We start from the raw sequence: 25,038 nt of genomic DNA, 5'->3' as shown, positions 1-25,038 counted from the left end.
CGTTATGGCGGCACCTAACTTGGTCAATATGGAAGCTGTTTCCAAAGGCTTCGGCACCCGGACGTTGCTCGACTCGGTCACCCTCGGCATCGGACGCGGTGAGCGCGCCGGCGTGGTCGGGCGGAACGGCGACGGCAAGTCGACACTGCTACAGGTCCTGGCGAGGCGGGAGGAGCCCGACAGCGGCCGCGTCACGCACAACCGGGACCTGCGGCTCGGGTACCTCGGGCAGAGCGACGATCTCGATCCCGAGCAGACCGTGGAGCACGCGGTGCTCGGCGACGTCGAGACGTACACCTGGGCTGCCGATCCGCGGACACGTTCGGTGATGGAGCACTTGCTCGGCGAAGTGGACCATCAGGCACTCGTCGGCAGCCTGAGCGGTGGCGAGCGCCGCCGGGCGTCCCTCGCGAGGCTGCTGCTCACGGAAGTCGATCTGCTCGTCCTCGACGAGCCGACCAACCATCTCGACATCGAGGCCGTCAGCTGGTTGGCCGAGCACGTGGCCGACCGGGCCGGCGCCCTGATCGTCGTCACCCACGACAGGTGGTTCCTGGACGCGGTCTGCACGGTCACCTGGGAGGTGCAGGGCGGCCGCATCACGTCGTACGACGGTGGGTACGCCGCCTACATCCTGGCCAAGGCTGAGCGTGTCCGGAGCACGCAGGTCATGGAGACGAAGCGGCAGAACCTCCTGAAGAAGGAGCTCGCCTGGCTGCGCCGTGGCGCGCCGGCGCGGAGCACCAAGCCGAAGTTCCGGATCGACGCCGCGAACGCCCTGATCGAGAACGAGCCGCCGCCGCGGGACAAGCTCGCGCTGTCGCAGCTAGCGACAGCCCGGCTCGGCAAGGACGTGTTCGACGTCGAGGACGTCACACTGCGCTTCGGCCAGCGAGTGATGCTCGACCACGTCACGTTCCGCCTCGGTCCGGCCGACCGGATCGGGCTGCTCGGGCCGAACGGCGCCGGCAAGACCACGTTCCTGAACGTCCTGACCGGGAAGCTCGCCCCGGACGCCGGTGTGGTCAAGCAGGGCAAGACGGTTCGCGTCGCCAACCTGTCCCAGACGCTGGAGGAGATCGACGGTGCGTCGACGGTCCTCGATCACATCACCGCGATCCGTCGTACGGCGGAACTGGCCGGGCGCGGCGGTGAGCTGACGTCGTCGCAACTGCTGGAGCGGTTCGGATTCACTGGGGACAAGCTGATCACCCGGATCTCGGACCTGTCCGGTGGCGAGCGGCGGCGGCTACAGTTGCTGCGGATCCTGCTCGACGAGCCGAACGTGCTGATCCTGGACGAGCCGACCAACGACCTGGACGTCGAGACGCTCACCGTGCTGGAGGATTTCCTCGACAGCTGGCCGGGTGTGGTCGTCACGGTCACACACGACCGGTACTTCCTGGAGCGCGTCAGCGACATGGTTTACGCGATCATGGGCGACGGCCGGGTCCGGCATCTGCCGCGTGGGGTCGATCAGTATCTCGACGAACTCGCGGCCGGAATTCCGCGGCGGGCGCCGTCAAATGCTCCTGCACCGGCGGCGGAGATGTCCAGTGATTTGTCTCCCGCGGAAAATAGCCAAGGCGTTGAAGCGCCGATGGCTGACGCGGCAGCGGCCCGGGCGGCGAAGAAAGAGCTGAACCGGATCGAGCGGCAGCTCGCGAAGCTGACCGAGACCGAGACGAAACTCCACGACCAGCTGGCCGCGAGTGCGAGCGACTACGAGCGGCTGGCCCAGCTGGACACCGAGCTGCGCAAACTCGCCGACGAACGCGGCGAGCTGGAAACCGCCTGGTTCGAAGCCGCGGAACGGGCCGAGTAGACAGGCTGGTTGAGCCGCGGCGCCCCTCCGATCCCCTGTGATTCGGAGGGTACGCCGTGCTCTGGGTGAGCGGGCCCCGTGCCGGCCGGCGTTGTTCGGGCCCCGAGCCCCGGACACCGCGCGGCCACTTTCGGCGAACCACCTCTTGCCGCCGAAGTCACCTGTTCTGACACTTTGTAGTCGTCCAACCACCGACGGTGATGACCCTAGTAGGGCGCTCAGTCAGTGTCGATAGTCGTCGGCTACAGCAGTCTCTCGATCTTGTTGCAACTAGCAACGATCGGAACCGGGCAGAAGTGACGGCGTTCGTCTTTTCGGATTATTCCGGCACAATTCCAAGCGACCGTTTGTCCGCACGAACAAGGTGGTTTGTCGGTAGCCGACAAACTGATTGTTCCGGTCAGCCTTTTTCCAGGTCGAACGGCCGGACCAGCTCTCGCAGTACCCGGGCGATCTTCTGCTGGTCGCGCTCGCTGAGCGATCCGAGCAGGGCGCGCTCATGGGTCAGCAGGTCGGCCATGGCCGCGTCGACCGAGTCCCGTCCGGCCGGGGTCAGCTGCACGAGCACTCCGCGCCGATCGGTCGGATCCGGCAGCCGCTCGACCAGGCCGCGGGCCGCGAGCCGGTCGACCCGGTTCGTCATCGTGCCGGAGGTGACCAGGGTTTCCTTCAGCAGCTTGCCGGGGGAGAGTTTGTACGGCGCTCCGGCCCGGCGCAAGGCCGCGAGTACGTCGAACTCCCACGACTCCAGGCCGTGGGTGTCGAACGCCTGGCTGCGGGCGCGATCCAGGTGCCGCGCGAGCCGGCTGACCCGGGACAGCACCTCCATCGGCGCCACGTCGAGGTCGGGGCGCTCGCGCCGCCAGGCCTCGATCAGCCGATCGACCTCGTCCTCCATGACTTGAGACTACCCATCAAGACTCTTGACATCAAGACAAGTGGCGGAGCTAGAGTATCTCGACGTCAAGATAAAACGCTGAAAGAGGTGCAGATCGATGCGCACGTCACCCGTGTGGAGTCCAGTGCAGTACGGCACGTACGCCGACGAGCGCGCCCGGCCGTTCCGCGATCTCGTCGAGCGGGTTCGGGCCGACGACGTACGGACGGTTGTCGACCTCGGGTGCGGTCCGGGCGCGCTGACGGCGACCCTGCGCGAGGTCTGGCCGGACGCCACGATCCGGGGGATCGACAGCTCGCCGCAGATGCTCGAGGCGGCGCAGGAGTACGCCGACGACCACCTGACCTTCGAATTGGGCGACGTTCGTGAGTGGGCGGTCGAGCCTGGGTCGCTGGACGTCATCGTCACCAACGCGACCCTGCAGTGGGTCCCCGAGCAGCTCGAGTTGCTGCCTGGGCTCGTCAAAGCCTTGAAGCCCGGTGGGTGGCTGGCGATCCAGATTCCCGGCAACGGGAACGCGCCGTCGCACGCGATCCTGCGTGAGCTCGCAGGCACCCCGCCGTACGCCGAATTCGCGAAGGACGCGTCGCTGCGGCCGGATGTGCCCGGGCCGGCGGAGTACGTCGATGCGCTCAGTGGTGAGGGCTGCGTGGTCGATGCGTGGGAGACGACGTACTTCCACGTGCTGGCCGGCGACAACGCCGTACTGGAATGGGTGAAGGGGACCGGCGCGCGGCCGGTGCTGCAGTCGTTGCCGGATGACCTGCGGAAGCAGTTCGAGGCGGAGTACGGCGCTCTGCTGGCAGAGGCGTATCCGCAGAAGGATTACGGGACTTTGTTGCCGTTCCGCCGGATCTTCGCAGTAGCCCAGAAGAGGGGATGAGTATGCGACTCGATCATGTGCAGGTGTCGTGTCCGCCTGGTGGTGAGGACGTGGCGCGGGCGTTCTACAGCGAGGCGCTCGGGATGACAGAGGTGGAGAAGCCGGAGCTGCTGAAGGCTCGCGGGGGATGCTGGTTCAAGGCCGGTACGGCGGAGATCCACGTCGGTGTGGAGGAGGGGTTTACCCCGGCGAAGAAGGCCCATCCGGCGTTGGCTGTCGACGATCTGGATGCGCTCGCGGCGAGGCTCGCAGACCTGGGTTATCGAGTGACCTGGGACAACGACACGATCCCCGGCCGTCGGCGCTTCCACACCGCGGACGGACACGGGAACCGCGTCGAAATCGTGCCTGAGCGAGCGCAGCGAGTGAACCAATAGCACAGCAGCATCGCTTACGCCGGAGCCGAGCGAAGCGAGGTGGAGGCGTAAGCGGCTCGCCCAGCCCCCTCAAGCCGGGCGAGCCGCTAGTTCATTCGGTCGCCAGGGCACCGGCAGGGGCGACCTTGGCGGCCCGGCGGGCGGGCAGTACCGAGGCGAGCAGACCGGCGACCGCGGCCACGGCGGCGATGACGATCAGCAGCGTCCCGGGTACGGCGTACTCCACGCCGCCGTCGACGGTTTGGCCGCCCATCAACGCGCTGGTCCCGGTCCAGCCGTAGATCAGGCCGAGGACGATCCCGAGACCGGCCGCGACGAGTGCCATCAGCAACGATTCGACCGCGAGCATCCGGCGCAGCTGCCGGCGGGAGAGACCCATTGCCCGGAGCAACGCGTTCTCCCGCGTCCGTTCCAGCACCGACAGGCTGAGCGTGTTGCCGACCCCAACCAATGCGATCAGTACGGACACCCCGAGCAGACCGACGCCGACGATCAGCAACACGTCGAAGATCTTCGTGTAGCTGGTCCGCTCGGCGAGGCCGCCAGTGACGCTCAGGTCCTTCACCGTCGGGATCGACTGCTGTAAGGCGTCGATGATGTCCGAGCCGTCCACCTTCGGATCCGACGCCAGCCAGAACCCGGTCACCGACGCGGTCGGCGCCAGCTTCGCGAGATCCGTCGACGTCACGGTGATCGGGTCGAGCCCGGTCGCGAGCTGGGCCTTCACGATCAGCTTGTGCTGACCCGACACGATCGTCAGCGGGGTGCCGTTCTCGGCCTTCAGCATGTTCATCGTCGGGTAGTCGAGCAACGCCGTACCGGGCTTGAGCTCATTGGCCAACGTCGAATTGTGGATGACTGATCCGGCCGCGGCCTGGTCGACGCCGGTGACCTGGACCTCCTCGCCACCCGACTTCACCGTCACGCTGCTGATCGGCACGACCTTGGTGATGCCCTTGATGTCACGCAGTTGCTGCTCGGCGCTCGCCGGCATCTTCTCGTTGTACGTCGTCACCATCAGGTCGACCGGGTACTGGCCGTCCATCGACACGTCGAACGTCTTGCGCACCGAGGCGATCCCGACGCAGGTGAGGCTGATCAGCGTCACGCCGATCAACAGCGCCGAGGTCGTGGCCGCCGTACGCTTCGGGTTCCGGACCGCGTTCGCGACGGCGATCCGCGCGGGTACGCCGCCACTCCGAGCCGGGAGCGCGCCGATCAGCCGGATCAACGCCGGCACCAGCAGTGAGCCGACCGCGAGGATGCCGAGGAACGAGATCACACCGCCCGCGACACCGATCAGGACCTGATGGCTCGACGCCCCGACCGCCAGCAGCAGGCCACCCCCGGCGAGCAACAGGAAGCCCAGGATCAGACGCAGTACGCCGGCCTTGGACGCGGCCGCCGGAGCGACCTCGGGACGCAATGCTGCCAGCGGCGCAACCTTTGTCGCCCGCCGAGCCGGTACGACGGCAGCGATTACGGTCGCCACGGTGCCGAGCAACAGCGGCAGGAAGACCGACGACAGATCGAGGTGCAGCGGCACTGGCGGGATGCCCCAGTCGAACTCGCGGGACAGTGCCAGCCCCAGCGCGGATAGGGCGACGCCGAAGACGACACCGATCGCGGACGCGATGACGCCGACCACGGTCGCCTCCGCGAGCACCGAGGAGAACACCTGCCGCCGGGACGCGCCGACACACCGCAGCAGCGCCATCTCGCGAGTGCGCTGGGCGATCACGATCGTGAAGGTGTTGCCGATCACCAGGCAGGCGACGAACAACGCGATCACGGCGAACATGCCGAACACACCACCGAGTACGTCGATGCCGTGCGTGTAGCCCTCCACCTCATGGGCGATGAACGCCGTTCCGGTGAAGGTCTGCAGACCCTTCGACACGGCAGCAGCCGCGTCGTCGGCAAGCTGCTGCTGGGTGACGCCGGGCTTGGCGGCGAGCGCGATCCCACGGGTGAACGAGCCCGGATCGAAGGTCTTCACCGCGGCCAGGGTCGCGACCGCGGAGCCCGACCCGACGGTCTTCGAGTCGTCCAGCAGACCGACGACGGTGACGTTCCACGACTTGTCGTCGTACGAGCTGATCCGGAGCGTCTGGCCGACGGAGACCTTGTGCTTGGCTGCCAGCCGGGCCGGTAGCGCGATCTCCTTGGTTGTGGTGGGCAACCGTCCGGACGACGTACCGGGGCCGCTGATGTGGGTGGTGTCGTAGAGCGCGTCGATCGGGATCGTGGTCGGCCGGACCAGGCCGGGGAACGAGAAACCCATATAGGCGGTGGTCAGCGTGACGACCGACGCTGCCTGCGGCAACTTCTCCGCCTTGGCGATGTCGTCGGGGGTGATCGTTGCCCTGTCCTCGTAGATGACGGCGTCGACACCCTTGTACTGCGCGCCGATCGTCTCGTCGACGCCGTGTGACGCGGACGAGTGCACGATCATCGCCAGCGATCCGAAACCGACCCCGAGGACGATCGCCAGGCAGGCGGCGATCAGGCGGCCCAGGTGGGCGCGCAGCGAGGAGAGGATGGAACGTCGCACGTCAGGCCCCCAGCTGCCGCAGTGCGTCGAGCACGCTCTCCGGGGTCGGCTCCCGCAGCTCGCCCGCAAGCTTGCCGTCGGCAAGCATCACGACGCGGTCGGCGTACGACGCCGCGAGCGGGTCGTGGGTCACCATCACCACGGTCTGGCCGAACTCGCGGACCGAACGGCGCAGGAACCCGAGCACCTCGGCCCCCGATCGCGAGTCCAGGTTGCCGGTCGGCTCGTCGGCGAACACGACCTCGGGCCGGCCGACCAGCGCGCGAGCTACGGCAACCCGCTGCTGCTGACCACCGGACAGCTCCGACGGACGGTGTGTGAGCCGGTCGCCCAGCCCGAGTACGTCGATCAGCGTGCTCAGCCACTCCTGGTCGGGCTTGCGGTTGCCGAGCTCGAGCGGGAGCAGGATGTTGTCGTTCGCGGACAGCATCGGGAGCAGGTTGAACGACTGGAACACGAAGCCGACCCGGTCCCGGCGGATCTTGGTCAGCTCGGCGTCCGGCAGCCGGGTCAGCTCGGTCTCGCCGAGCAGGACCTGACCGCCGGTCGGGGTGTCCAGCCCGGCCAGACAGTGCATCAGCGTCGACTTGCCGGACCCGGACGGGCCCATGATCGCGGTGAACTGGCCGACCCCGAAGTCGACCGAGACCCCGTCGAGCGCGGCGACCGCGGTGTCGCCCTGTCCGTACACCTTGCGCAGCTCGTGCGCCCGGATCGCGGTCCGCGGCTCGCCGTCCTGCGGCAACCGCCCGGCCGCAAGCTCCCCGGTCTGCAAACTCATGTCACTCCTTGGCTCAACTCCGATGTTGTCCAAGAAGTTAGTGATCCGCCGACCTGGTTACGTCGGACCGGGGAATGCACCTGACGTACGACCGTGGTCTGATCGCGGACCGCCACGCATGCAGAAGTCCCGTTTCGGGGCGCGGAAACCGCCTTCAAAGGCGGTTCTGCCTGCGTGGCGGTCCGCACCCCGCTACTTGGTGGGTCTGACCAGCCCGGTTTCGTACCCCAGGACGACGAGGGCGACCCGGTCGCGGAGGCCGGTCTTGGCCAGGATCCGGCCGATGTGGGTCTTCACCGTTGCCTCGGACAACGTGAACAGCCGGGCGATCTCGGTGTTCGACAGACCGCGGGCCACCTCGACCAGCACCTCCCGCTCACGGGCGGTCAGGTCTTTGAGGTCGGGGCGTTCGACGTCGGTGTCGGGGAGTGCTCCGGCGAAGTGCTCCAGCAGGCGTTTCGTCGTACTCGGAGACACCACCGCGTCACCGGAGTGCACCTGGCGGATCGCCGACAGCAGGTCGGCCGGCGGGGTGTTCTTGAGCAGGAAGCCGGCCGCGCCGGCCTTGATCGCGGCGAACGCGTACTCGTCCAGGTCGAAGGTGGTCAGCACGATCACCTTCGGTGCCTCCGGCAACGACTGCAGTCGCCGAGTCGCCTCGACCCCGTCCAGCCGCGGCATCCGGACATCCATCAGTACGACGTCGCAGGCGGTGACCTGGATCTTCTCGATCGCCTCGCCGCCGTCACCGGCCTGGCCGACGACTCGCATGTCCGCCTGGGAGTCCACCAGCATCGTGAACCCGGCCCGAACCAGCTCCTGGTCGTCCACGAGGAACACCCGGATCACGTCGTCGTTCACTACTGGTCTCCGCTCGGCAGGTGGTACGGCAGTCTGGCGATCACCTCGTAACCACCGCCCGCCTTCGGTCCGGCGTTCACCGTACCGCCCGAGACCGAGGCGCGTTGCCGCATCCCGACCAGACCGTGACCCGGATCCGAACTCGGCGCGACCCCGGCACCGCGGCCGTCGTCGGTGACCACCACGGTCAGGATCTCCCGGCCGAAGTCCAGAGCGACGGAGGTGCGCGCTCCCGGCCCGGCGTGTTTCAGCGTGTTGGTCAGCCCCTCCTGCACGATCCGGTACGCCGTGAGTCCGAGCAGCGCCGGGAGATCACGGGGCTCGCCGGTCACGTCGTACGTGACGTTCAGCCCGGCCTCGCGGACGTTGTCGATCAGCTCCGGCAGGCTCGAGACACCCGGCTGGGGGCGCGGCTGGTTCGGATCCAGCTCGTTCTGCTCGTCCTGCTTGAGCAGGCCGAGCATCTTGCGCATCTCGGACAGCGAGGCCCGGCCGGTGTCGCCGATGGTGGCCAGGGCCTTCTTGGCCGCCTCGGGCGACTGGTCCGCGGCGTAGAGGCCGCCGTCGGCCTGAACGATCATGATCGACAGGCCGTGCGCGACCACGTCGTGGATCTCGCGGGCGATCCGGGTCCGTTCGTTGCTCACGGCCAGCTTCGACTCGCGGTCCCGGTCCCGCTCCAGCTGAGCGGCCCGCTCCTCGAGCTGAGCGACGTACAGACCGCGGGTACGACGGCGTTCGCCGACCGCCCAGACGCCGAAGACGAGCGCGCCGAGCGCGACCATCATCGTGACCTGCTGCTTCCAGTCCGAGTTCGACCAGTACCGCGACGTCGCCATCAGGACGCCGAGACCGCCGACACCGAGTGCGATCCGGCTCAGCCGCAAGTCGCCGTACACGGAGATGGCGTAGAGGGCGATGAGCAGACCGACGTTGCCGGGCATCAGCTCGACAGCGGTCAGCCACTGCAGGAGGGCGACGGAGCAGACGCCGAGGAAGACCAGCTCGGGGTGGGTGCGGCGCCAGATCAGCGGGGCGAGCATGCCGAACGCGAGGATGCCGCCGAGGTGCGCCTGCGCGAGCGACAGGAACCCGAAGGTCAGGCAGAGTCCACCGGCCAGGAACAGGTCGAACGCCCTGCTCCGGGCAGGCAGCGGCCGCGCGGTCAACATCCCCGTCATGCGAGCCAGGGTACGGGGCTCTTTCGGTGCGGAGGTCATGCCACGGGCGGATGTCGCCGTACGACCCCGGTAGGCCTACTTGTGCGGGCGGGTCGAGAGGATCGGTTTCGGCTCGAGGCCGGACAGGCCGTTCCAGGCCAGGTTGACCAGGTGAGCGGCGACGTCCTGCTTCTTCGGCTTGCGGGCGTCCAGCCACCACTGACCGGTCAGCGCGACCATGCCGACCAGCATCTGCGCGTACATGGGGGCGTTCTTCGGGTCGAGACCGCGGCGCTTGAACTCCTCCGCGAGGATGTGCTCGACCCGGGTCGCGACATCGCTGAGGATCGAGATGAACGACCCGGTCGACGAACCGACGGGCGAGTCCCGGACCAGGATCCGGAAACCGTCGGCGTTGTTCTCGATGTAGTCGAGCAGGGCGAGCGCGGCCTGCTCGACGAGTTCGTGCGCACGGCCGGCCGTCAATGATTGCGTGACGCCGTCGAGCAACGCCCGTACCTCACGGTCGACAACGACGGCGTACAAGCCTTCCTTGCCACCGAAGTGCTCGTACACGACCGGCTTCGAAACCTCGGCGCGGGCCGCGATCTCCTCGACCGAGGTGGCCTCGTACCCTCTCTGGGCGAACAGGCCACGGGCGATGTTGATGAGTTGCTCGCGACGTTCGGCACTGGTCATCCGGACTCGGCCGGAGCGCCGCGGTTTGGGTTCGGTCACGTCGTGATCACGTCAGCATCATGCCGTACTTCCGGTATTGCCGGTGGGTGTTAACGGGTCAGGCAGCCTTGAGTGTACGGGCCGACGCGTCCACCCGACGGGCTTCGAGCCGCTCCTTGACCGGCCAGCGGATGTCGCTCGCCCAGCCCATCTTCTCGAAGAACCAGATGCAACGGGCCGACGTGTCGAGCTGGCCTTTGAGTACGCCGTGCCGCGCGCAGGTCGGGTCGGAGTGGTGCAGGTTGTGCCACGACTCGCCCTGGCTCAGGATCGCCAGCCACCACACGTTGCCGGACTTGTCCCGGCTCTTGAACGGCCGGTCGCCGATCGTGTGGCAGATCGAGTTGATCGACCAGGTGACGTGGTGCAGCAGGGCGATCCGGACCAGGCTGGCCCAGAAGAACGCGGTCAGCGCGCCCTCGATCGACCAGGACCACAGGCCGCCGATGATCGCCGGCAGCAGCACGCTGGTGGCAACCAGCAGCGGGAACAGCCGGGACACCTTGACGATGTCCTTGTCGCGCAGCAGATCCGGCGCGTACTGACGCTGCGGGGTCTGCTCGGTGTCGAACAGCCAGCCGACGTGCGCGTAGATGAAACCCTTGGAGAGTGCGCCGAGAGTGTCGCCGTACCGCCACGGGCTGTGCGGATCGCCCTCGCGGTCGGAGAACTTGTGATGCTTGCGGTGGTCGGCCACCCAGCGGACCACCGGACCCTCGATCGCCAGCGAGCCGGCGATGGCCAGCGCGTACTTCAGCGGCCGGTTCGGCTTGAACGACTTGTGCGTGAACAGCCGGTGGAATCCGATCGAGATCCCGTGCCCGGCGATCGTGTAGAACACCACCGCGAGTACGACGTCGTGCCAGCCGAGGAACCCGCCCCACGCGATCGGCACCGCGGCCAGCACGGCCAGGAACGGGATGCCGATGAACAGCGCCAGCGCGACCTGCTCCCAGGTCTTCTTCTGCTCGCCACCGAGGGTCCCGGTGTCAACATCCTCGACGGCGGGCGCGGTACGGGTGGGCGCGTCCGGCGCGGCAACGGCGGGTGGAGTCATAACTGTTCTTCCCTCAGCTCAGCGAATCCTTACCTACGCAACCGTAACCTACGGCACCGTAGGTAAGGAACCCCTCAGCGTGTCGTCCACCCCACTCATGGCAAACTGTCCCGGCAACCACGATCCCCCGTGGGGTAATCGGCAGCCCGCGAGACTTTGAATCTCGAAGACCAGGATCGAAACCTGGCGGGGGAGCTAGCACTGTTTTGGCCGGGAACTGATCGGCCCCACGCGGCACTACGCGCGACTCCTTCGTCGCCGCACTACGCACCGCTCCCACCCACCCGGCGCTTGGCGCGCCATTTGGCGCTTACCGCGCACGACCGCCTCGTGGTCCGTGCGGCTGCAGTCGTTCGAGCGGACCGCGCTCCGGCACGCCAGCCGTCAGGACACGGGCTAGGAAGCTGAAGGTTCAGACCGCCAGCAGTCTCCGAGGATGCGTGGCTAAACACCGATAATCACGTCATGGTCTCGCGCCCTGCCGACTATCCGTTCGTGCCCAAGTCCAACGTTCACCTCTTGCCAGGTCACATCTGGGGCATACCGCTACGAAACGGCCGTTCAGCCTGCGGCGTGGTTGTCGCGGTGCCGACCGCTGAGGAAGCGCCACATCAGGCGATCAACAGTCGAACGTTCGCCGCTGGCCTGCTGGACTGGGTTGGCGACGAGCTGCCGTCGCCGACTGCGGTCGATGACAGTCCGCTCCTCAACTGGGGCTACGGGAACATCAAGATGATCGGCGAGAACGGCGGGTCAATCCTCGGCCAACGCTCCTCGGTGCATGACCGAGATGGTGCGCTATCGGGTGTATCCCACCGCATGGGCGGAGCAGTCGGCCTTTATTGTGACGGTCGGATGGTCCGCGTCGCCACAGCCGACGAGGCGCGAGATCTCCCCACCATCGGCACGTGGGGCCTCACCTACATCGTGGCCCTGGCCGAGCGGGTGTTCGTCGACGGCAAACCGGTCGTTCGATGACCAACAGCTCAGGCCGAATCTGCTAATGGATTTGCTAACAAGCGGTGTGGATTGGGATGGACGACTAGTACCTACTGTTTCTGGCCGGGAAACTGATCGGCCCCGCGCGGTACTTCGCGCGGCTCCTTCATCGCCGAAGACGCGCCGCTCCCACCCAGCGCTCCACTTGGCGCTCGTGGCGCGCGACTGTCTCGCAGGCGATCGCCTGGGGGCCGATGCACGGATCCGCCGATGACAGGGCCGTCTCCTGAGGCGACACGACATACTCGGAGCATGCCTAACGGCCCCGACGGGATTGCTGCGAGAAGGCCGTCCCGGAGATCTCTTTCGGTGAGACCTTCTACGCTTCCCAACCGCTCGCCGGCAAGACTTGGACCGACGAGCGTGGGGTCGTGTGGCGTAGGCGAGGTCAGGGACTTCTGACTCCAAGGCAGGCCCGCAAACTGCTCAGCCGATCTGACGTAACGGTGATGCACGTCTACGACGGCGCCGTACACGAACATGCGGGTCGAGATCGTGAAGGATTGGCTGTCGAGATCGAGGAGTACTGGGCAGGGCACGCGGATCCCATGTCGTCGTTCGACATCGGGAGTTTCGCGATGATGCCCATCACGTCCTGGTGATGGTGGTCGAGGGATGCTGAGGCTTTCGACTGTGGCAGATCACTGCCGAGGCAAGCTGCTCACCGGAGACAGGGGAGGTGCGGTGGGATCTGGGTCGCGGTCGTCGAAGACGATTGTGAAGACGCCGCGGTAGACGGCGTCGTCGCCTAGTTCGGTGTTGAAGCCGATCGCGATCATGTCGTCCATGCTGATGGGGTCGTCGTCGGCAAGCGTGTCAGCCACATGCCTGAAAAGAGCCGTCAGCGACTGATCCTCGGCGTTGTCCGGCAGACCGATCGAGAAGTGTTTGCAAAGGTACCCCTGCGTCATGGGCGCAGCGTTTCACACCGCCGAGTGCCCCGAGGCTTCTGTATCGCTCAGTCGAGGGGGACCGGCCAGTCTGTGATGGGTAGGAGGTTGCGGAGGGGGGAGGTTCGGTGGGGGCCTAGGACTACCTCGGTGTCGAGGTTTGATGGGTCTATTTGGTGGATGAACTCTCGGCAGCGGCCGCATGGTGGGACGACGCGTACTCCGTCTTCGCCTCGCCAGACGGCGACGATCTTCGCGATCTTGTACTCGCGGGCGGTCACCATCGCCGCGATGGCGGCATGTTCGGCGCAGAACCCCGTGCCGCAGGCGGTGTCGATGCACACGCCGACGTACACGCTGCCGGCAGTGATCAGAGCCGACGCCACATCGCCGAAGACTCGATCATCGACACGGTGCGGATGCAGCACGGCCGCGGCCGCCTCGATCAGGGCTTCGTTACTTTGGTTGGTCGTCATGTTGCCAAGATGCTTGCTACGAAAGTGTCCTTGCCTGCGATATATGCCTGGCGATCGTTCGGAAATCTGCGGGCCAGGTCGGCCTTCAGCGCAGCGTAGGTATCCCGCGCCTGACTGTCCGCTCGGAGTCGGTCCCGGAAGACGACCCACTCGCGCCACCGCCGACCGTCGTAAGTTGCGACGTGGAGATTGACGACTCGATGCCGCGGAGTGTCCTCCCAGCCGAACATCAGGTCGAGCCCGTCGTCCTCCTCTGCGGACCCTCGATAGATGAAGCCGAGCGATGTCAACGCCTCGACGACCGTGTCCGGGTCTACCCCGGGACGCATGCCTAGAGCGACGTCAAGAATGGGTTTCGCCGGCAATCCTGGTACTGCCGTCGACCCCACGTGCTCCACCGCGATCGCGCTATCGCTAAGAGCGGCCCGCAGCTTCACAGCCAGTTGCTCGTACGCCGCGGTCCATGCCGGGTCGCTCGGCGCCAGACTCACTTCTCCGCGCGTCAACCCGAGGCCTGAGTGATCGAAGATTCCGTCCATGTCGAGTTAGCGGTTGTCGCCGCTGCCGCCGAGCATGGATCGGTTCTGTCTGTCGGCCAGTTTCGTGATGTTGAGTTGGGCAACGTTCTCGAGGGGGATGTCGAAGTAGTCCGCGATGACGGCGACGTACCACAGCGTGTCACCGAGTTCTTTGGTCAGGTCCTCGATGTCCCAGTGAGAGAAGTCGCTGTCTTTGTCGCGCACGATCTTCTTGGCCTTTTCGGCGATCTCACCCGTTTCGCCTACCAGCCCGAGCAGAAGGTGAAACAGCTCGTTGTGCTTCTCCTTCGGTGCAGCCGTGCGAAGGGCCGCCTGCTGATAACCGTTCAGATCCATGGCGCAACTGTAGGTCGCCCCGATCCGCTCCATCTGTGGACAGGGTGTTGGGTCTTGAGACAAGTTATGCCATGTCTCAGGCCCCCATAGGGTGTTCAACGATGCGACGGGCTGACGGTTCGGGGCGCGCGCGTGATCTCGGACCCGTCGGCCCGACGTTTGCTACGGTCCGGTGGCGTGCGGCTTGAGCGGTTCGGGGCTGGTCTGGGTGGCGGCTAGTTCGGTGCGTAGGGCGCTGAGTTCGGCGGTGAGGGTTGCGATCTGGTCGTTGGCTATCGCGTCTGCGCGTTCGACGTCGCCGATGTGTTCTACGAACCAGGATGCGAGGGCGGCTGTGATGGTGCCGGCGAGGGCGATGCCGCCGACCATCAGACCGACGCCGACCCACTTGCCCTCGGCTGTTGTCGGGACGTGGTCGCCGTAGCCGACGGTGGTGATCGTGGTGGCGGCCCACCAGGCGGCGTCGCCGAACGTCTTGATGTTGGCGTTCGGATTTCCTCGTTCCGCATCGAGAACTGCTACGGCCGCAACGAATCCGAGGAGCCCGACCGCGCTGACGACGTACGCGATGGTCTGGCCCCGCAACGTGATTGCCGCCCGTCCGAGCCGTGCGAGGGCCGTCGCGGCTCGGAGGGCTCGCAGCGGTCGTAAGAGCGGTAGCGCGAGAACCACAACGTCGAGGATGTGGTTACGAATGAACCGCGGCTTGCTCGGCGCGAGAGCCAGCCGGACGAAGTAGTCGGCGCCGAACACGATCCAGATCGCGACATTGGCGATCGAGCAGGCGCGAACCAGCCCGGCCGGCAGGTCAGGTTGGAGGATCGGCCATGCGAAGACCACGAGGAACAGCACGGCCGCGACGCTGAGCAGCCAGCTGGTACGCCGTTCGTAGGTCGCTGAGAAGTCTGTGTTCACAACTGACCCTGCCCACAGATCGGCACGGAGTGCCAGGGTCTGATAGTTGCTACGGTCCGGGGCATGGGCAGGGTCTTGATTACTGGTATGTCGGGGGTTGGGAAGACGACTGTGCTTGACGAGCTGCGTCGGCGGGGGCATCTGACTGTGGACACCGACTACGACGGTTGGGTGTTGGGCGACGGGACGTGGGATGAGCCCCGCATGGACCAGTTGCTGGATGAGCAGGTCGATGTGGTTGTTTCGGGGACGGTTGAGAATCAGGGGCGGTTTTATGATCGGTTCGAGCAGGTTGTGTTGCTCAGTGCGCCGGTCGACGTACTCATTGAGCGGGTTAGCCGGCGGACCAACAATCCGTACGGCGCGACTGCGGAGGAGCAGGCTGAGATCGCGGAGTACGTCGAGACTGTCGAGCCACTGCTTCGGCGCGGTGCGACCTTGGAGCTGGATGGGCGCAAGCCGGTGGTCGAGATCGCTGATCTGATTGAGGGGCTGGTGGGTCAGCGGTAGTGGTTGGCGGCTTGTTGGACTGTGCTTCTGCGGTCGCGCCAGAACGCGTCGTCGGTGTCGTCGATCAGTTCGCGGATGATGTCGGCATGTCCGGCATGTTGCGCGGTCTCGCCGACCATCCGGATCAACAGCACGCCTAAGGTCGTCTCCTGCTGACCGTCGGGCCAATGCGCCACGTGCCCTGGGCTGTCCAGGTCGAGCTCGGCGACTGTGAGGTCGGAATGCGCACAGGCCGCCCGGTAGACGCGTTCGATGTACGCACTCGATTCGTCAGCCGTGGCCCACATATCGATCTCGTCGTACGGATCATGGCGGAACCATGACGGCCGCTCGACCGGCGGACGACCGAACGCCTCGCCGAGGTAGCCGTACTCCATCCCGGCCAGATGTTTCACCAGGCCGAGCAGATTCGTCCCTGTCGGAGTCAAGGGACGCCGCTTGTCGTACTCCGACAACCCGTCCAACGTGGCCAGCATCCCGGCCCGCTTGCCGTGCAGAGCCTTCAACAACTCAGCCTTTACATCCGGCCGCCTCACCAGCGTGATTCGATTCCGTGGTACGTAACGCGGTGCTGCAGACATGCGTTTGCCAGAGCCTCGTCGGCTGCCTGAAGCTGGGCTTTGTCGATGATGAAGATCTCGGCGAAGTGCCGCAAACCCGCCGGACGGTCCGCCCGCGAATCGATCAGGACATACGGGAACGGGCCGCCCCAGCGAGGCCCGAAGGCCCAGGTGACGTGACGTGCATAGCGCTGGAACAGCACATGCCTCAGGTCCGACCACGGAACCTCCTCGCGGCGCTCGCCCCGATACATCCACACCAAATGCCGCCCGTCGTCAACAAGCCGGCTCGTCGCACACACCTTGGCCCACCACGCCGCCCGGACAATCCCCGCGAGTACAAAGGCCGCACCGGCAATGACCACGCCGAGCGTGTCCACCGCGATCCCGCCCACGATGAAGACAATCCCGGCCAACGCTGGCAACACCCCTCCCCGCCAAGCCCCGCGCGTCGAAGCCGAAGCAAGAACCACGTTGAGGTTGAAGGGCTCCGGCGGGACGCCGTTGGCGATTAGGTCTGTCAGTAGTTGGCCGAGTTGGGGCGGGAAGATTGTCTCCGTCGTGTTGGTCAGTTCGTGCAGTTGCCACCAGCGGAAGCCGAGGATCGTGCGGGTCTCGTAGTCGCTCAACTCGGCCGGCGCCGGCTCGAATCGTTCGACCCGGTGCAGCAGCCATTCTTCGTGTACGTCGAAAGCTTGCCCGTCGAACTCGTATCTATGGTCGCGCAGCCAGACCGGCACCCCGGGCGGCAGCTCGGCCAAACCAGTCTCCTCGTACGCCTCGCGGGCCGCGGCGTCCTGCAGCGTTTCGCCGGCCTCGATGCCGCCGCCGACGGGATACCAGCATTTGGCGTCGGTCTGCGGATCCTTGGCGTGGATGAGCAGCACGCGATCCTCGTCGTCCACCAGCAACAGCTTCACCGCGCGCCTCGTCACGGGCCAACCGTAGGGCCGCCGTACCGAGTTTCGGCGCGGTACGGCGGCCTCGGGGTGTCAGGTCAGGGCTGGGAGCCAGGGGTGGTTGGGGTGGCGGGGTTCGATTCCGGCGCGGAGCCAGGCGCGGCGGTCCGCGTCAAGAAGAGCGGCTACGTCGGTGAAGTCTTCGGTGTCTTTCGGACGGTCGGATCGGGATTTGAAGAGGAGGACGATCTCCGGGGCCAGGTAGGGGAGGCCGTCGGGCGTCATGAGGGTGATGTCGTCGAGGGGTTTGCGGACGGTGCCGCGGCCGCGGTGGTAGACCCAGTCGTCGGCGTCGGAGGCGGCGAGGATGATGCGGACCGGGGCCGGGAACAGGTCGTCCGGGAACGCGAGTACGTCGGGGCCTGGGGTCAACGTCTCGCCTGGTTCCCACGGTCGATGTACGCCGGTGTTGGGGTCCTCGAGTGTCGGCCGGGGGTTGGTGAACGTGTCGGCGAACTGGTCGAGGTCGCGGGCCAGGACGAGTACGTCGACGTCCGTGTGTGGTCGCCGTACCCGATCCGCGAACAGGTCGAGCGCCCAACCGCCGGCGATCCAGTAGCGGGCCGGGTAGTCGTCGAACAGCGCTCGTACAGCGCTAAGAGCTTGCATAAGGGACTCCTCGCATGATGTCGGATGCGGTGGAGCCCCGGGGAGAGTCAGAGCCGCCGAAGAGTTCGAGGCGGCACCGCGCGTGAATAGCGCATGTGAACCACCTCCTCCGTGCTCTGACACTCGACTACGGAGCATAGCTGCTCAGTCGTTCAGGAAGTGGCGGATGTGGTTGGACCACAGTTCGGGGTTTTCGAAGTGGCACATGTGTGCGGTGTTAGGGATGACGGTCAGGTGGGTGTTGGGTACGGCGGCGTGGAGCCGGTGGGCCAGTTGGACGGGGAAGCCCATGTCTTTCTCGCCGTGCAGGATGAGGATGGGTTTGCCCAAGTCGCGGAGGATCTGTTCGGGGTCGCCGGGGCACCAGGGGTGCATGAGGCCTTGGATTGCACGTTCCTCGGACCAGTCGCCGAGGTCGGGGCCCAGTGAGTTGAGCAGGTCCAGGTACGCCGGCGCGAGGTCCAGATCCCAGACGAAGAGCGTGGAGTTGCGTAGCGCCCCATGAGCCTCGTCCTCGAGCTTTTGGCGGCGGTGGTACTCGTCCCAGTCCGGCAGATAACGCGCGCCGTCTGTATAGGCAGTCGTCGACGCCAGCACCAAACGCCGTACCTGCTCGGGATGCTTGTCCACGAACTGCATCGCGGCCCGCCCACCCGTCGAGAACCCGAGCAGATCGACCTGACCGAGCCCGAGGTTGTCGATGAGCCGATGGGTGTCCTGTACGACGTACTCCGGCTGGAGCTCGTCGTCGGGCAACCCGCGACTGCTCCGCCCGCAACCGCGGAAGTCGAACATCACAACGTGGTGATCCCGGGCCAATGGCTCGAACCCGGGCACGAGGTACCCATGCCCGATGTCCGGTCCACCATGGATCACGACCAGCGACGGCTTCTCACTCCGCCGACCGAGCTCGCGAACGAACAGCGTCACCTCCCCGACATCCACCAACGAATCACCCATGCCGGCGAGCATGCCAGGCGCCTCGGACAATCCTTATGGATTAAGGAGCATCTTCGCCGCCACCGTCGTACCGTCTTTGGTCATCCGTCCGGCAACGGCGATCGCGCGGGCTCGCGTCTCCGCGGTCAAGGCGATCGCGAGTGCGGCCGACAGTGAGTCGGCGGTCGGGGTCGGGCCGTCGTGGGCTGCGCCGATTCCGAGTTCGGCGACTCGCGCGGCCCAGTGTGGTTGGTCGACGAGCTGCGGCACGATCACTTGGGGCGCTCCGGCCAAGGCGGCGGTCGTCGTGGTGCCGGCGCCGCCGTGATGTACGACGGCCGCGACCCGGGGAAAGAGCGCCTGCTGGTTGACCTCGCCGACGACGAAGCAGTCGTCCTGGTCGTCGGTCAGGGCGAGGTCCGCCAAGCCGCGGGCGAGCACGAGCCGGCGACCGTGTGCACGGGCCGCCTCGACGACCACGGTGGCGAGGTCCGGCGACGTACGCATCGTCATGCTTCCGAAGCCGACGTACACCGGCGGATCGCCGGCATCCAGGAACGCATCCAAACCATCCGGCAACGGACGGTCGTCCGGGAGGATCCACGCGCCGGTCTGTACGAGGTCGAAGTCCGTCACGTCCTGCCACGGGCCCAGGATCGGGTCCGCTGCCAGCCACGGTTGATCTGTGAATACGTATTCGCGGACATCTTTCACCGGTGGCAGGCCGATCGCGGCGCGGTGGCTGTTCTCCGCCTCGAGGTACAGCCCGTTCACCCGCTCGCCGTCCTGATCCCACGCCACCTCGTAGTCGGGGATGCCCTTCCACATTGCCGGCAAGAACTGATGCGACGGCAGCCCGAACGGATGGAAGCACGCGAGCACATATCGAATGCCCAGCTTGTCGGCGACCGAACGCGCACCGGCCGGCATCAGCCCGGTCGCCAGCAGTACGTCGCATCCCTCGGCCGCAGCGGTGAGCGTCTCGTATCGCGCCGCGACCAGCTTGGGCGCGAGCACTTGCGCGGCGTCCGGTCGGCGCTCGCCCGTCACCACCGAGCGAACCGACGGGCCGAGCGGTATGTGCGGTACGCCGGCCCGCGCGAGCAGCGCCGCGTACTCATCGTCCGGCGGCGCGCAGACCGTTGCCTCCGCCCCCAGCTCCCGCAGCCGCGCGGCCAGCGCCGCCAACGGTTCGACGTCCCCGCGTGATCCCCACGTCGACAGAACAACTCGCATGTCGCATTTCCCCTTGATTTGCTCAGGTTCCGGCATCGGCCGCCCATCCTGCGCCATCACCCGGGGCTTGCCGCAAGCCCACCCCTGAGCTATATCTTGGAAGTGGCAGGAGGATTCACGTCCTCCATACTTGGCCGATGGACGAACTCGTACACGCGGAGTCCGGGTTGACCAAGGCGACCTGGACGGATGCCGACTTCGACGCGATGGGCTGGCACGACTGCCACGTGCACGCGGTGAGCATCGGCGTACGGGAGGAAGGGTTCCCGTGGCAGCGAGTCCTGATCGATCTCGACTACATCGTGCAGTGGGTGGATCCGGCGTTCGGACGACGGCACTTCACCTTCTGGATCGCCCCGTCGACGCTGGTCTTCGACGAGGCGTGGGACATCTCCGCGGAGCTTGACCCGGGCAACGATCTGCTCGAGATCGCCGACCTCCACCGCCTCGCCTCGCCGGACGACAAGCCCGACCCTCTCTGGCACATCGAAGGCCAGAACTTCGACCTCCGCCTCCGCTCCCCGAGCTACACGCAGTACCTGCGCACGCCTCCCATCCACAGCAACCGCCAGTACCTGTCCCAACCCGACCGCGGCGGCCTGAGCTTCACCGAACAGTCGTTCACCTGAGTCAGTCGATGATGCAGAAGACAGTGCCGTCGGGGGATTTGAGGACTACGAAGTCGGCGTCGGGCGGGTAGGTCCAGTCTTCTACTCGTTCGGCGCCTAGAGAGATGAGACGGTCCACTTCGGCTTCTAGGGTTGAGGTTTCTTTGTCGACCCAGAGGTCCAGGTGGGTACGGTCGGTTTCGTCCAGGTGGAGGCGGGTGGGGCGGGCGGTCGGCGGTGGGATGAGGAAGTCCGGGTTGCCGGCTTGTGGAGTGAAGCCGAGAGCCTGGCTCCAGAACTCGGCGGCGGGGCCGGTTTTCGGGACGTTGAGGATGACTGCTCCGAGGGTTAGGGCCATAGCGCCAAGCGTTGCAGATTTTGAGGTGTAACGCGGGGGATGGGTGGCGGCGTCGGGAGAGGTGTAGGAGACGCTGACATTGAGGAGTCGTTGTGAGACTGAACAAAAGCATGGTGGTCGCGGTGACGGGGGTCCTCGCGACCGCTTTGGCGGCAGGGCCCGCAGCAGCGCGACCGGCCGATGCGGCACACCAGGTAGCAGTCAATGGGGTCGACGGGACGGCTGCGCAGCAGGGATCGTTGCAGTGGGCAAATACTCCGACCCATCGGCAGCCGGCGACGTTCAATGACGTGGCGACCGGCGCGGGCGGAACGTGGGCGGTCGGCGGCGATCAGGTCGACGACTTCGCCGTACAGCGGCCGTTGGCGATGCGGTGGGACGGGAAGACCTGGAAGGCGATCGCGCAGCCGGTGACGACCAACGCGACCTTGGAGAGCGTCGCGGTGGGTACGGCGAAGAACGTCTGGGCAGTCGGCGAAGACCGGACGGACCCGAATCAGACCAAACCGCTGGCCATGCACTGGAACGGCACGAAGTGGCAGGTCGTCAAGCCACCCGCCGTACCAACCGGGTCCTTCGACGACGTCGTCATCGCGCCGGACGGCTCGGCCTGGATCACCGGGTGGGCGAACGTCGGTGGCGCCGAGCGCGCCGTCGTCTACCGCTACACCGCCGGCAAATGGCAAGCGCTCAACAGCGGTCTCGAGCAGTCGATCAACGGCAACGTCCTGACCGTCCTGTCCGCGACGAACGCCTGGCTCGGACTCAACGCCGGCCTCGCCCACTTCGACGGCAAGACCTGGACCTTGGTGAGCGACGTACCGGTCGACGGCTCTGAGATCCCCACCGCCATGGCAGCCGCCGGCCCGAAGAACATCTGGCTCGTCGGCGTCCAGTACAAGTCCGGAATCGCCCCCCTCGCCCTGCACTACAACGGCACCAAGTGGGCGCAGGTCCCCGTCCCGGCGGGCATGGCGCAGTTGTACGACGTCGTACTGCGGAACAACACCCCGATCGCCGTCGGTGAACGCTTCGAGGGCTCCGACCAGATCGCCAAGCCGTACGTCCTCCAACTGAGCGGCACCAAGTTCGTAGCCGCCCCCGCCCCAACCGCCGCCACCGGCACCCTCACCGCCGTCACAGCCGCCCCCGACCGACTTTGGACAGTCGGCATGTCCGCAGCCTCCCCCCAAGACCCCTTCACCGCCCTAGCCGCCTACTCCCGCTAGCGCGTCTCAGGGGTTGACCCCTCAGCTGGCCGGTTGGCACCTCGCGTCCAGGCAGGCAACCGGCAATCCCAGGGGTCAATCCCTCAAACGATCCGGTTCGCCGTGCCGCGCGCCGGTATCTCGTCACGGAGGGTGGTGGGGGTGGCGGAGGGTGAGGGTGGAGGCCGTGTGGGGGTTCGGATGGTGAGCAAGTAGGCTTGCGCGGGCACTGGTTCGAGTGCCCATGCTGATACTTGTTGAAGAAACTTGCAGGGAACTCGAGGAGAAGACCGCGTGACTTCCCATCGCCCCGCGGCGGTCGTCATCATGGCCGCCGGTCTCGGAACCCGGATGAAATCGGCGATCCCGAAAGTGCTGCACGAGATCGGCGGGCGCAGCCTCGTCGGGCACGCCGTGGTCGCCGCCCGGGCACTCGCCCCCGAACACCTGGTGGTCGTGGTCGGCAGCGGCCGCGAGCTGGTCGAGGCGCACCTGAAGGACGTCGATCCTGACGTCAGGACCGCCGTCCAGGAGCAGCAGCTGGGCACCGGTGACGCGGTCCGCTCCGGGCTCAGCGCTGTACCGGACGACTTCGAGGGCTCGGTGATCGTCACTTCGGGTGACGTCCCGCTGCTCGAGGCGGAGACGCTGCACGACCTGATCGCCGACCACGACAAGCAGGGCAACGCGGTCACCGTCCTGACCGCGCGGGTCCCCGACCCGACCGGGTACGGGCGGATCGTCCAGAGCGAGGACGGCGTGGTCGCCGCGATCGTCGAGCACAAGGACGCCACCGCGGAGCAGCGTGAGATCCAGGTGATCAACGCCGGCATCTACGTCTTCGATTCGGTCACGTTGCGTGACGGCCTCACCCGCATCACCACCGACAACGCGCAGGGCGAGCTGTACCTGACGGACGTGATCTCGATCGCCCGCAACGACGGCAAGCGGGTCGGCGCGCACGTGACCGACGACGCGATGCAGACCGAGGGCGTCAACAACCGCGTCCAGCTGGCAACGCTCGGCGCGGAGCTGAACCGCCGTACCCTCGCCAAGCACATGCTCGAGGGCGTCACGATCGTCGACCCGAACACCACCTGGGTCGACTCCACGGTGGACCTGGCCCGCGACGTCACCCTGCTGCCGAACATCCAGCTGCACGGCGCCACCACGGTCGGCAGCGGTACGACGATCGGCCCGGACACCACGCTGACCGACGTGGAGATCGGCGAGAACGCCACCATCATCCGGACCCACGGCTCGCTCGCGGTGATCGGCGACGGCGCCAATGTCGGCCCGTTCGCGTACCTCCGCCCCGGCACCAAGCTGGGTGTGAAGGGCAAGATCGGCACCTTCGTCGAGACCAAGAACTCCACCATCGGCGATGGCGCCAAGGTGCCGCACCTCACGTACGCCGGGGACGCGACGATCGGCGACGGCGCGAACATCGGCGCCGGCACGATCTTCGCGAACTACGACGGCGTCGCGAAGCACCCGACCCACGTCGGCAAGCACTCGTTCATCGGCAGCAACTCGGTGATCGTCGCCCCGCGGACGATCGCGGACGGCGCCTACCTGGCCGCCGGTACGGCGCTCACCGAGGACGTCGGCCCGGGCGAGATCGCGGTCGCACGCGGCCGGCAGCGCAACATCAAGGGCTGGGTCGCCCGCAAGCGGCCCGGCACCAAGACCGCTCAGGCGGCCGAGGCGGCGCTGGCGGCCGAAGCGGCGTCGGACGACCAGCAGTCCTGAGCAGAGAAACACAACGGGAGGCGCGGGCCATGAGCGGGATGAAGCAAACCACCGAGAAGAAACTGATGGTGTTCTCCGGCCGGGCCCACCCCGAGCTGGCCGCGGAGGTCGCCTCGGAGCTCGGCATCGGCCTGGTCCCGACGCAGGCGTACGACTTCGCCAACGGCGAGATCTACGTCCGGTTCGACGAGTCGGTCCGGGGCAGCGACGCGTTCGTGATCCAGAGCCACACCTCGCCGATCAACGAGTGGATCATGGAGCAGCTGATCATGGTCGACGCGCTGAAGCGGGCGTCGGCGAAGCGGATCACCGTCGTCCTCCCGTTCTACGGGTACGCGCGGCAGGACAAGAAGCACCGGGGCCGGGAACCGATCTCGGCCCGGCTGATGGCCGACCTGTTCAAGACCGCGGGCGCGAACCGGCTGATCTGCGTCGACCTGCACACCTCGCAGATCCAGGGCTTCTTCGACGGCCCGGTGGACCACCTGATGGCGCTGCCGATCCTGAGTGACTACGTCGCCCAGAAGTACGGCGACCAGCAGCTGGCCGTGGTCTCGCCGGACGCCGGCCGGATCAAGGTGGCCGAGCAGTGGTCGGCCCGGCTGGGCGGTGCGCCGCTGGCGTTCATCCACAAGTCCCGCGACATCGACCGGCCGAACGAGACGATCGCGAACCGGGTCGTCGGTGAGGTCAAGGGCCGGGTCTGCATCCTGGTCGACGACATGATCGACACCGCCGGCACGATCACGAAGGCGGCCGACGCGCTGTACGCCGAGGGTGCCGCCGGGGTGGTGATCGCCGCGACGCACGCGATCCTGTCCGGTCCGGCGGTGGACCGGCTGAAGAACTGCCAGGCCAGCGAGGTGATCGTCACCAACACGCTGCCGATCGCGGAGGACCGCCGCTTCGACAAGCTCACCGAGCTGTCGATCGCTCCACTGATCAGCCGAGCCATCCGCGAGGTCTTCGAGGACGGCTCGGTCACGAGCCTGTTCGACGGCCGCGCCTGA

28 protein-coding genes and 1 tRNA gene are annotated in these 25,038 nt (G+C 66.7%); 11 read left to right on the top strand and 18 right to left on the bottom strand.

The genetic code is table 11. The features are described 5' to 3' along the window. Positions 1 to 28 precede the first annotated feature (28 nt). Positions 29 to 1,825: an ABC-F family ATP-binding cassette domain-containing protein gene (locus tag EV650_RS35625; RefSeq protein WP_238174688.1), complete on the top strand. Its 1,797-nt coding sequence runs from the start codon at positions 29 to 31 to the stop codon at positions 1,823 to 1,825. A 400-nt stretch (positions 1,826 to 2,225) separates the two neighbouring features. On the opposite strand, the gene EV650_RS35620 is transcribed toward EV650_RS35625, so the two are convergent. After that, a complete protein-coding gene (locus EV650_RS35620) occupies positions 2,226 to 2,723 on the bottom strand; it encodes a MarR family winged helix-turn-helix transcriptional regulator (protein WP_134123543.1) in 498 nt (165 codons plus the stop codon). A 97-nt stretch (positions 2,724 to 2,820) separates the two neighbouring features. On the opposite strand from EV650_RS35620, the gene EV650_RS35615 reads away from it, so the two are divergent. Further along, positions 2,821 to 3,606 carry a methyltransferase domain-containing protein gene (locus EV650_RS35615; RefSeq protein ID WP_134123542.1) on the top strand — a complete coding sequence of 262 codons (786 nt, stop codon included), beginning with the start codon at positions 2,821 to 2,823 and terminating at the stop codon, positions 3,604 to 3,606. Further along, positions 3,603 to 3,983 carry a VOC family protein gene (locus EV650_RS35610; protein WP_134123541.1) on the top strand — a complete coding sequence of 127 codons (381 nt, stop codon included), beginning with the start codon at positions 3,603 to 3,605 and terminating at the stop codon, positions 3,981 to 3,983. Before EV650_RS35615 ends, EV650_RS35610 begins: the two co-directional genes overlap by 4 nt. A gap of 91 nt (positions 3,984 to 4,074) precedes the next feature. Here EV650_RS35610 and EV650_RS35605 read toward each other — a convergent pair whose 3' ends face one another. The 6 genes from EV650_RS35605 to EV650_RS35580 form a co-directional block, all read right to left on the bottom strand. Then, a complete protein-coding gene (locus tag EV650_RS35605) occupies positions 4,075 to 6,537 on the bottom strand; it encodes an ABC transporter permease (RefSeq protein ID WP_134123540.1) in 2,463 nt (820 codons plus the stop codon). Position 6,538: 1 nt separating this feature from the next. Then, the gene (locus tag EV650_RS35600) at positions 6,539 to 7,318 is read right to left on the bottom strand and encodes an ABC transporter ATP-binding protein (protein ID WP_134123539.1); all 780 of its coding nucleotides are present in this window, start codon (positions 7,316 to 7,318) and stop codon (positions 6,539 to 6,541) included. 192 nt (positions 7,319 to 7,510) lie between these two features. Beyond that, a complete protein-coding gene (locus EV650_RS35595) occupies positions 7,511 to 8,179 on the bottom strand; it encodes a response regulator transcription factor (RefSeq protein ID WP_255512128.1) in 669 nt (222 codons plus the stop codon). Next, on the bottom strand, positions 8,179 to 9,360 hold the full coding sequence (locus tag EV650_RS35590) for a sensor histidine kinase (RefSeq protein WP_238174687.1): 1,182 nt from the start codon (positions 9,358 to 9,360) through the stop codon (positions 8,179 to 8,181). The genes EV650_RS35595 and EV650_RS35590 overlap by 1 nt, the downstream gene beginning before the upstream one ends. 75 nt (positions 9,361 to 9,435) lie before the next feature. After that, on the bottom strand, positions 9,436 to 10,077 hold the full coding sequence (locus tag EV650_RS35585; RefSeq protein WP_134123537.1) for a TetR/AcrR family transcriptional regulator: 642 nt from the start codon (positions 10,075 to 10,077) through the stop codon (positions 9,436 to 9,438). A gap of 58 nt (positions 10,078 to 10,135) precedes the next feature. Then, positions 10,136 to 11,134 (bottom strand): acyl-CoA desaturase, encoded by a 999-nt coding sequence (locus tag EV650_RS35580; RefSeq protein WP_134123536.1) that lies wholly within the window; start codon positions 11,132 to 11,134, stop codon positions 10,136 to 10,138. Between the two features lie 123 nt (positions 11,135 to 11,257). Here EV650_RS35580 and EV650_RS40555 point away from each other — a divergent pair. The 3 genes from EV650_RS40555 (at position 11,258) to EV650_RS40550 (ending at position 12,735) form a co-directional block, all read left to right on the top strand. Then, positions 11,258 to 11,329, top strand: a tRNA-Gln gene (locus EV650_RS40555). A gap of 270 nt (positions 11,330 to 11,599) precedes the next feature. Further along, positions 11,600 to 12,112, top strand: coding sequence for a hypothetical protein (locus EV650_RS35575; RefSeq protein ID WP_134123535.1), 513 nt, complete (start codon positions 11,600 to 11,602; stop codon positions 12,110 to 12,112). A gap of 470 nt (positions 12,113 to 12,582) precedes the next feature. After that, positions 12,583 to 12,735: a hypothetical protein gene (locus tag EV650_RS40550; RefSeq protein WP_166678388.1), complete on the top strand. Its 153-nt coding sequence runs from the start codon at positions 12,583 to 12,585 to the stop codon at positions 12,733 to 12,735. Positions 12,736 to 12,774: 39 nt separating this feature from the next. On the opposite strand, the gene EV650_RS35570 is transcribed toward EV650_RS40550, so the two are convergent. The 5 genes from EV650_RS35570 to EV650_RS35550 form a co-directional block, all read right to left on the bottom strand. Further along, complete coding sequence (locus EV650_RS35570) at positions 12,775 to 13,044, bottom strand: hypothetical protein (protein ID WP_134123534.1); 270 nt, start codon at positions 13,042 to 13,044, stop codon at positions 12,775 to 12,777. Positions 13,045 to 13,091: 47 nt separating this feature from the next. Further along, on the bottom strand, positions 13,092 to 13,499 hold the full coding sequence (locus EV650_RS35565; RefSeq protein ID WP_134123533.1) for a cytidine deaminase family protein: 408 nt from the start codon (positions 13,497 to 13,499) through the stop codon (positions 13,092 to 13,094). Next, the gene (locus tag EV650_RS35560; protein ID WP_166678387.1) at positions 13,496 to 13,990 is read right to left on the bottom strand and encodes a GrpB family protein; all 495 of its coding nucleotides are present in this window, start codon (positions 13,988 to 13,990) and stop codon (positions 13,496 to 13,498) included. The genes EV650_RS35565 and EV650_RS35560 overlap by 4 nt, the downstream gene beginning before the upstream one ends. A 54-nt stretch (positions 13,991 to 14,044) precedes the next feature. Further along, positions 14,045 to 14,374, bottom strand: coding sequence for a nucleoside triphosphate pyrophosphohydrolase family protein (locus EV650_RS35555; protein ID WP_134123531.1), 330 nt, complete (start codon positions 14,372 to 14,374; stop codon positions 14,045 to 14,047). A 162-nt stretch (positions 14,375 to 14,536) separates the two neighbouring features. Then, entirely contained in the window at positions 14,537 to 15,289 is a 753-nt protein-coding gene (locus EV650_RS35550) for a potassium channel family protein (protein WP_202875210.1), read from the bottom strand. A gap of 63 nt (positions 15,290 to 15,352) precedes the next feature. On the opposite strand from EV650_RS35550, the gene EV650_RS35545 reads away from it, so the two are divergent. Next, the gene (locus EV650_RS35545; RefSeq protein ID WP_134123529.1) at positions 15,353 to 15,799 is read left to right on the top strand and encodes an AAA family ATPase; all 447 of its coding nucleotides are present in this window, start codon (positions 15,353 to 15,355) and stop codon (positions 15,797 to 15,799) included. Here the strand turns inward: EV650_RS35545 and EV650_RS35540 are convergent. The 5 genes from EV650_RS35540 to EV650_RS35520 form a co-directional block, all read right to left on the bottom strand. Continuing rightward, positions 15,790 to 16,335: a DinB family protein gene (locus EV650_RS35540; RefSeq protein WP_134123528.1), complete on the bottom strand. Its 546-nt coding sequence runs from the start codon at positions 16,333 to 16,335 to the stop codon at positions 15,790 to 15,792. The two genes, EV650_RS35545 and EV650_RS35540, sit on opposite strands and share 10 nt — an antisense overlap. Beyond that, positions 16,332 to 17,279, bottom strand: a complete 948-nt coding sequence (locus tag EV650_RS35535) for an NUDIX hydrolase (RefSeq protein ID WP_255512130.1) — start codon at positions 17,277 to 17,279, stop codon at positions 16,332 to 16,334. The genes EV650_RS35540 and EV650_RS35535 overlap by 4 nt, the downstream gene beginning before the upstream one ends. A 72-nt stretch (positions 17,280 to 17,351) precedes the next feature. Beyond that, positions 17,352 to 17,927 (bottom strand): nucleotidyltransferase domain-containing protein, encoded by a 576-nt coding sequence (locus EV650_RS35530; protein WP_134123526.1) that lies wholly within the window; start codon positions 17,925 to 17,927, stop codon positions 17,352 to 17,354. 144 nt (positions 17,928 to 18,071) lie between these two features. Continuing rightward, a complete protein-coding gene (locus EV650_RS35525; RefSeq protein ID WP_166678385.1) occupies positions 18,072 to 18,887 on the bottom strand; it encodes an alpha/beta fold hydrolase in 816 nt (271 codons plus the stop codon). 33 nt (positions 18,888 to 18,920) lie between these two features. Then, positions 18,921 to 20,102 carry a glycosyltransferase gene (locus tag EV650_RS35520; protein WP_134123524.1) on the bottom strand — a complete coding sequence of 394 codons (1,182 nt, stop codon included), beginning with the start codon at positions 20,100 to 20,102 and terminating at the stop codon, positions 18,921 to 18,923. Positions 20,103 to 20,239: 137 nt separating this feature from the next. On the opposite strand from EV650_RS35520, the gene EV650_RS35515 reads away from it, so the two are divergent. Next, a complete protein-coding gene (locus tag EV650_RS35515; RefSeq protein ID WP_134123523.1) occupies positions 20,240 to 20,731 on the top strand; it encodes a hypothetical protein in 492 nt (163 codons plus the stop codon). 1 nt (position 20,732) lies between these two features. On the opposite strand, the gene EV650_RS35510 is transcribed toward EV650_RS35515, so the two are convergent. Beyond that, complete coding sequence (locus tag EV650_RS35510; RefSeq protein ID WP_134123522.1) at positions 20,733 to 21,068, bottom strand: VOC family protein; 336 nt, start codon at positions 21,066 to 21,068, stop codon at positions 20,733 to 20,735. Between the two features lie 92 nt (positions 21,069 to 21,160). Here EV650_RS35510 and EV650_RS35505 point away from each other — a divergent pair, with 92 nt between their 5' ends. From EV650_RS35505 to EV650_RS35490, 3 genes are all read left to right on the top strand, one after another. After that, positions 21,161 to 22,297, top strand: coding sequence for a beta propeller repeat protein (locus EV650_RS35505; protein ID WP_134123521.1), 1,137 nt, complete (start codon positions 21,161 to 21,163; stop codon positions 22,295 to 22,297). Positions 22,298 to 22,570: 273 nt separating this feature from the next. Beyond that, positions 22,571 to 24,028: a bifunctional UDP-N-acetylglucosamine diphosphorylase/glucosamine-1-phosphate N-acetyltransferase GlmU gene (gene glmU, locus EV650_RS35495; RefSeq protein ID WP_134123520.1), complete on the top strand. Its 1,458-nt coding sequence runs from the start codon at positions 22,571 to 22,573 to the stop codon at positions 24,026 to 24,028. 29 nt (positions 24,029 to 24,057) lie between these two features. Then, positions 24,058 to 25,038: a ribose-phosphate diphosphokinase gene (locus tag EV650_RS35490; protein WP_134123519.1), complete on the top strand. Its 981-nt coding sequence runs from the start codon at positions 24,058 to 24,060 to the stop codon at positions 25,036 to 25,038.

It is taken from the genome of Kribbella kalugense, from assembly GCF_004365875.1.
Classification (GTDB): Bacteria; Actinomycetota; Actinomycetes; order Propionibacteriales; family Kribbellaceae; genus Kribbella; species Kribbella kalugense.
Note: the sequence above shows the minus strand (reverse complement) of the source record. Positions and strands in the feature narration are given on the sequence as shown.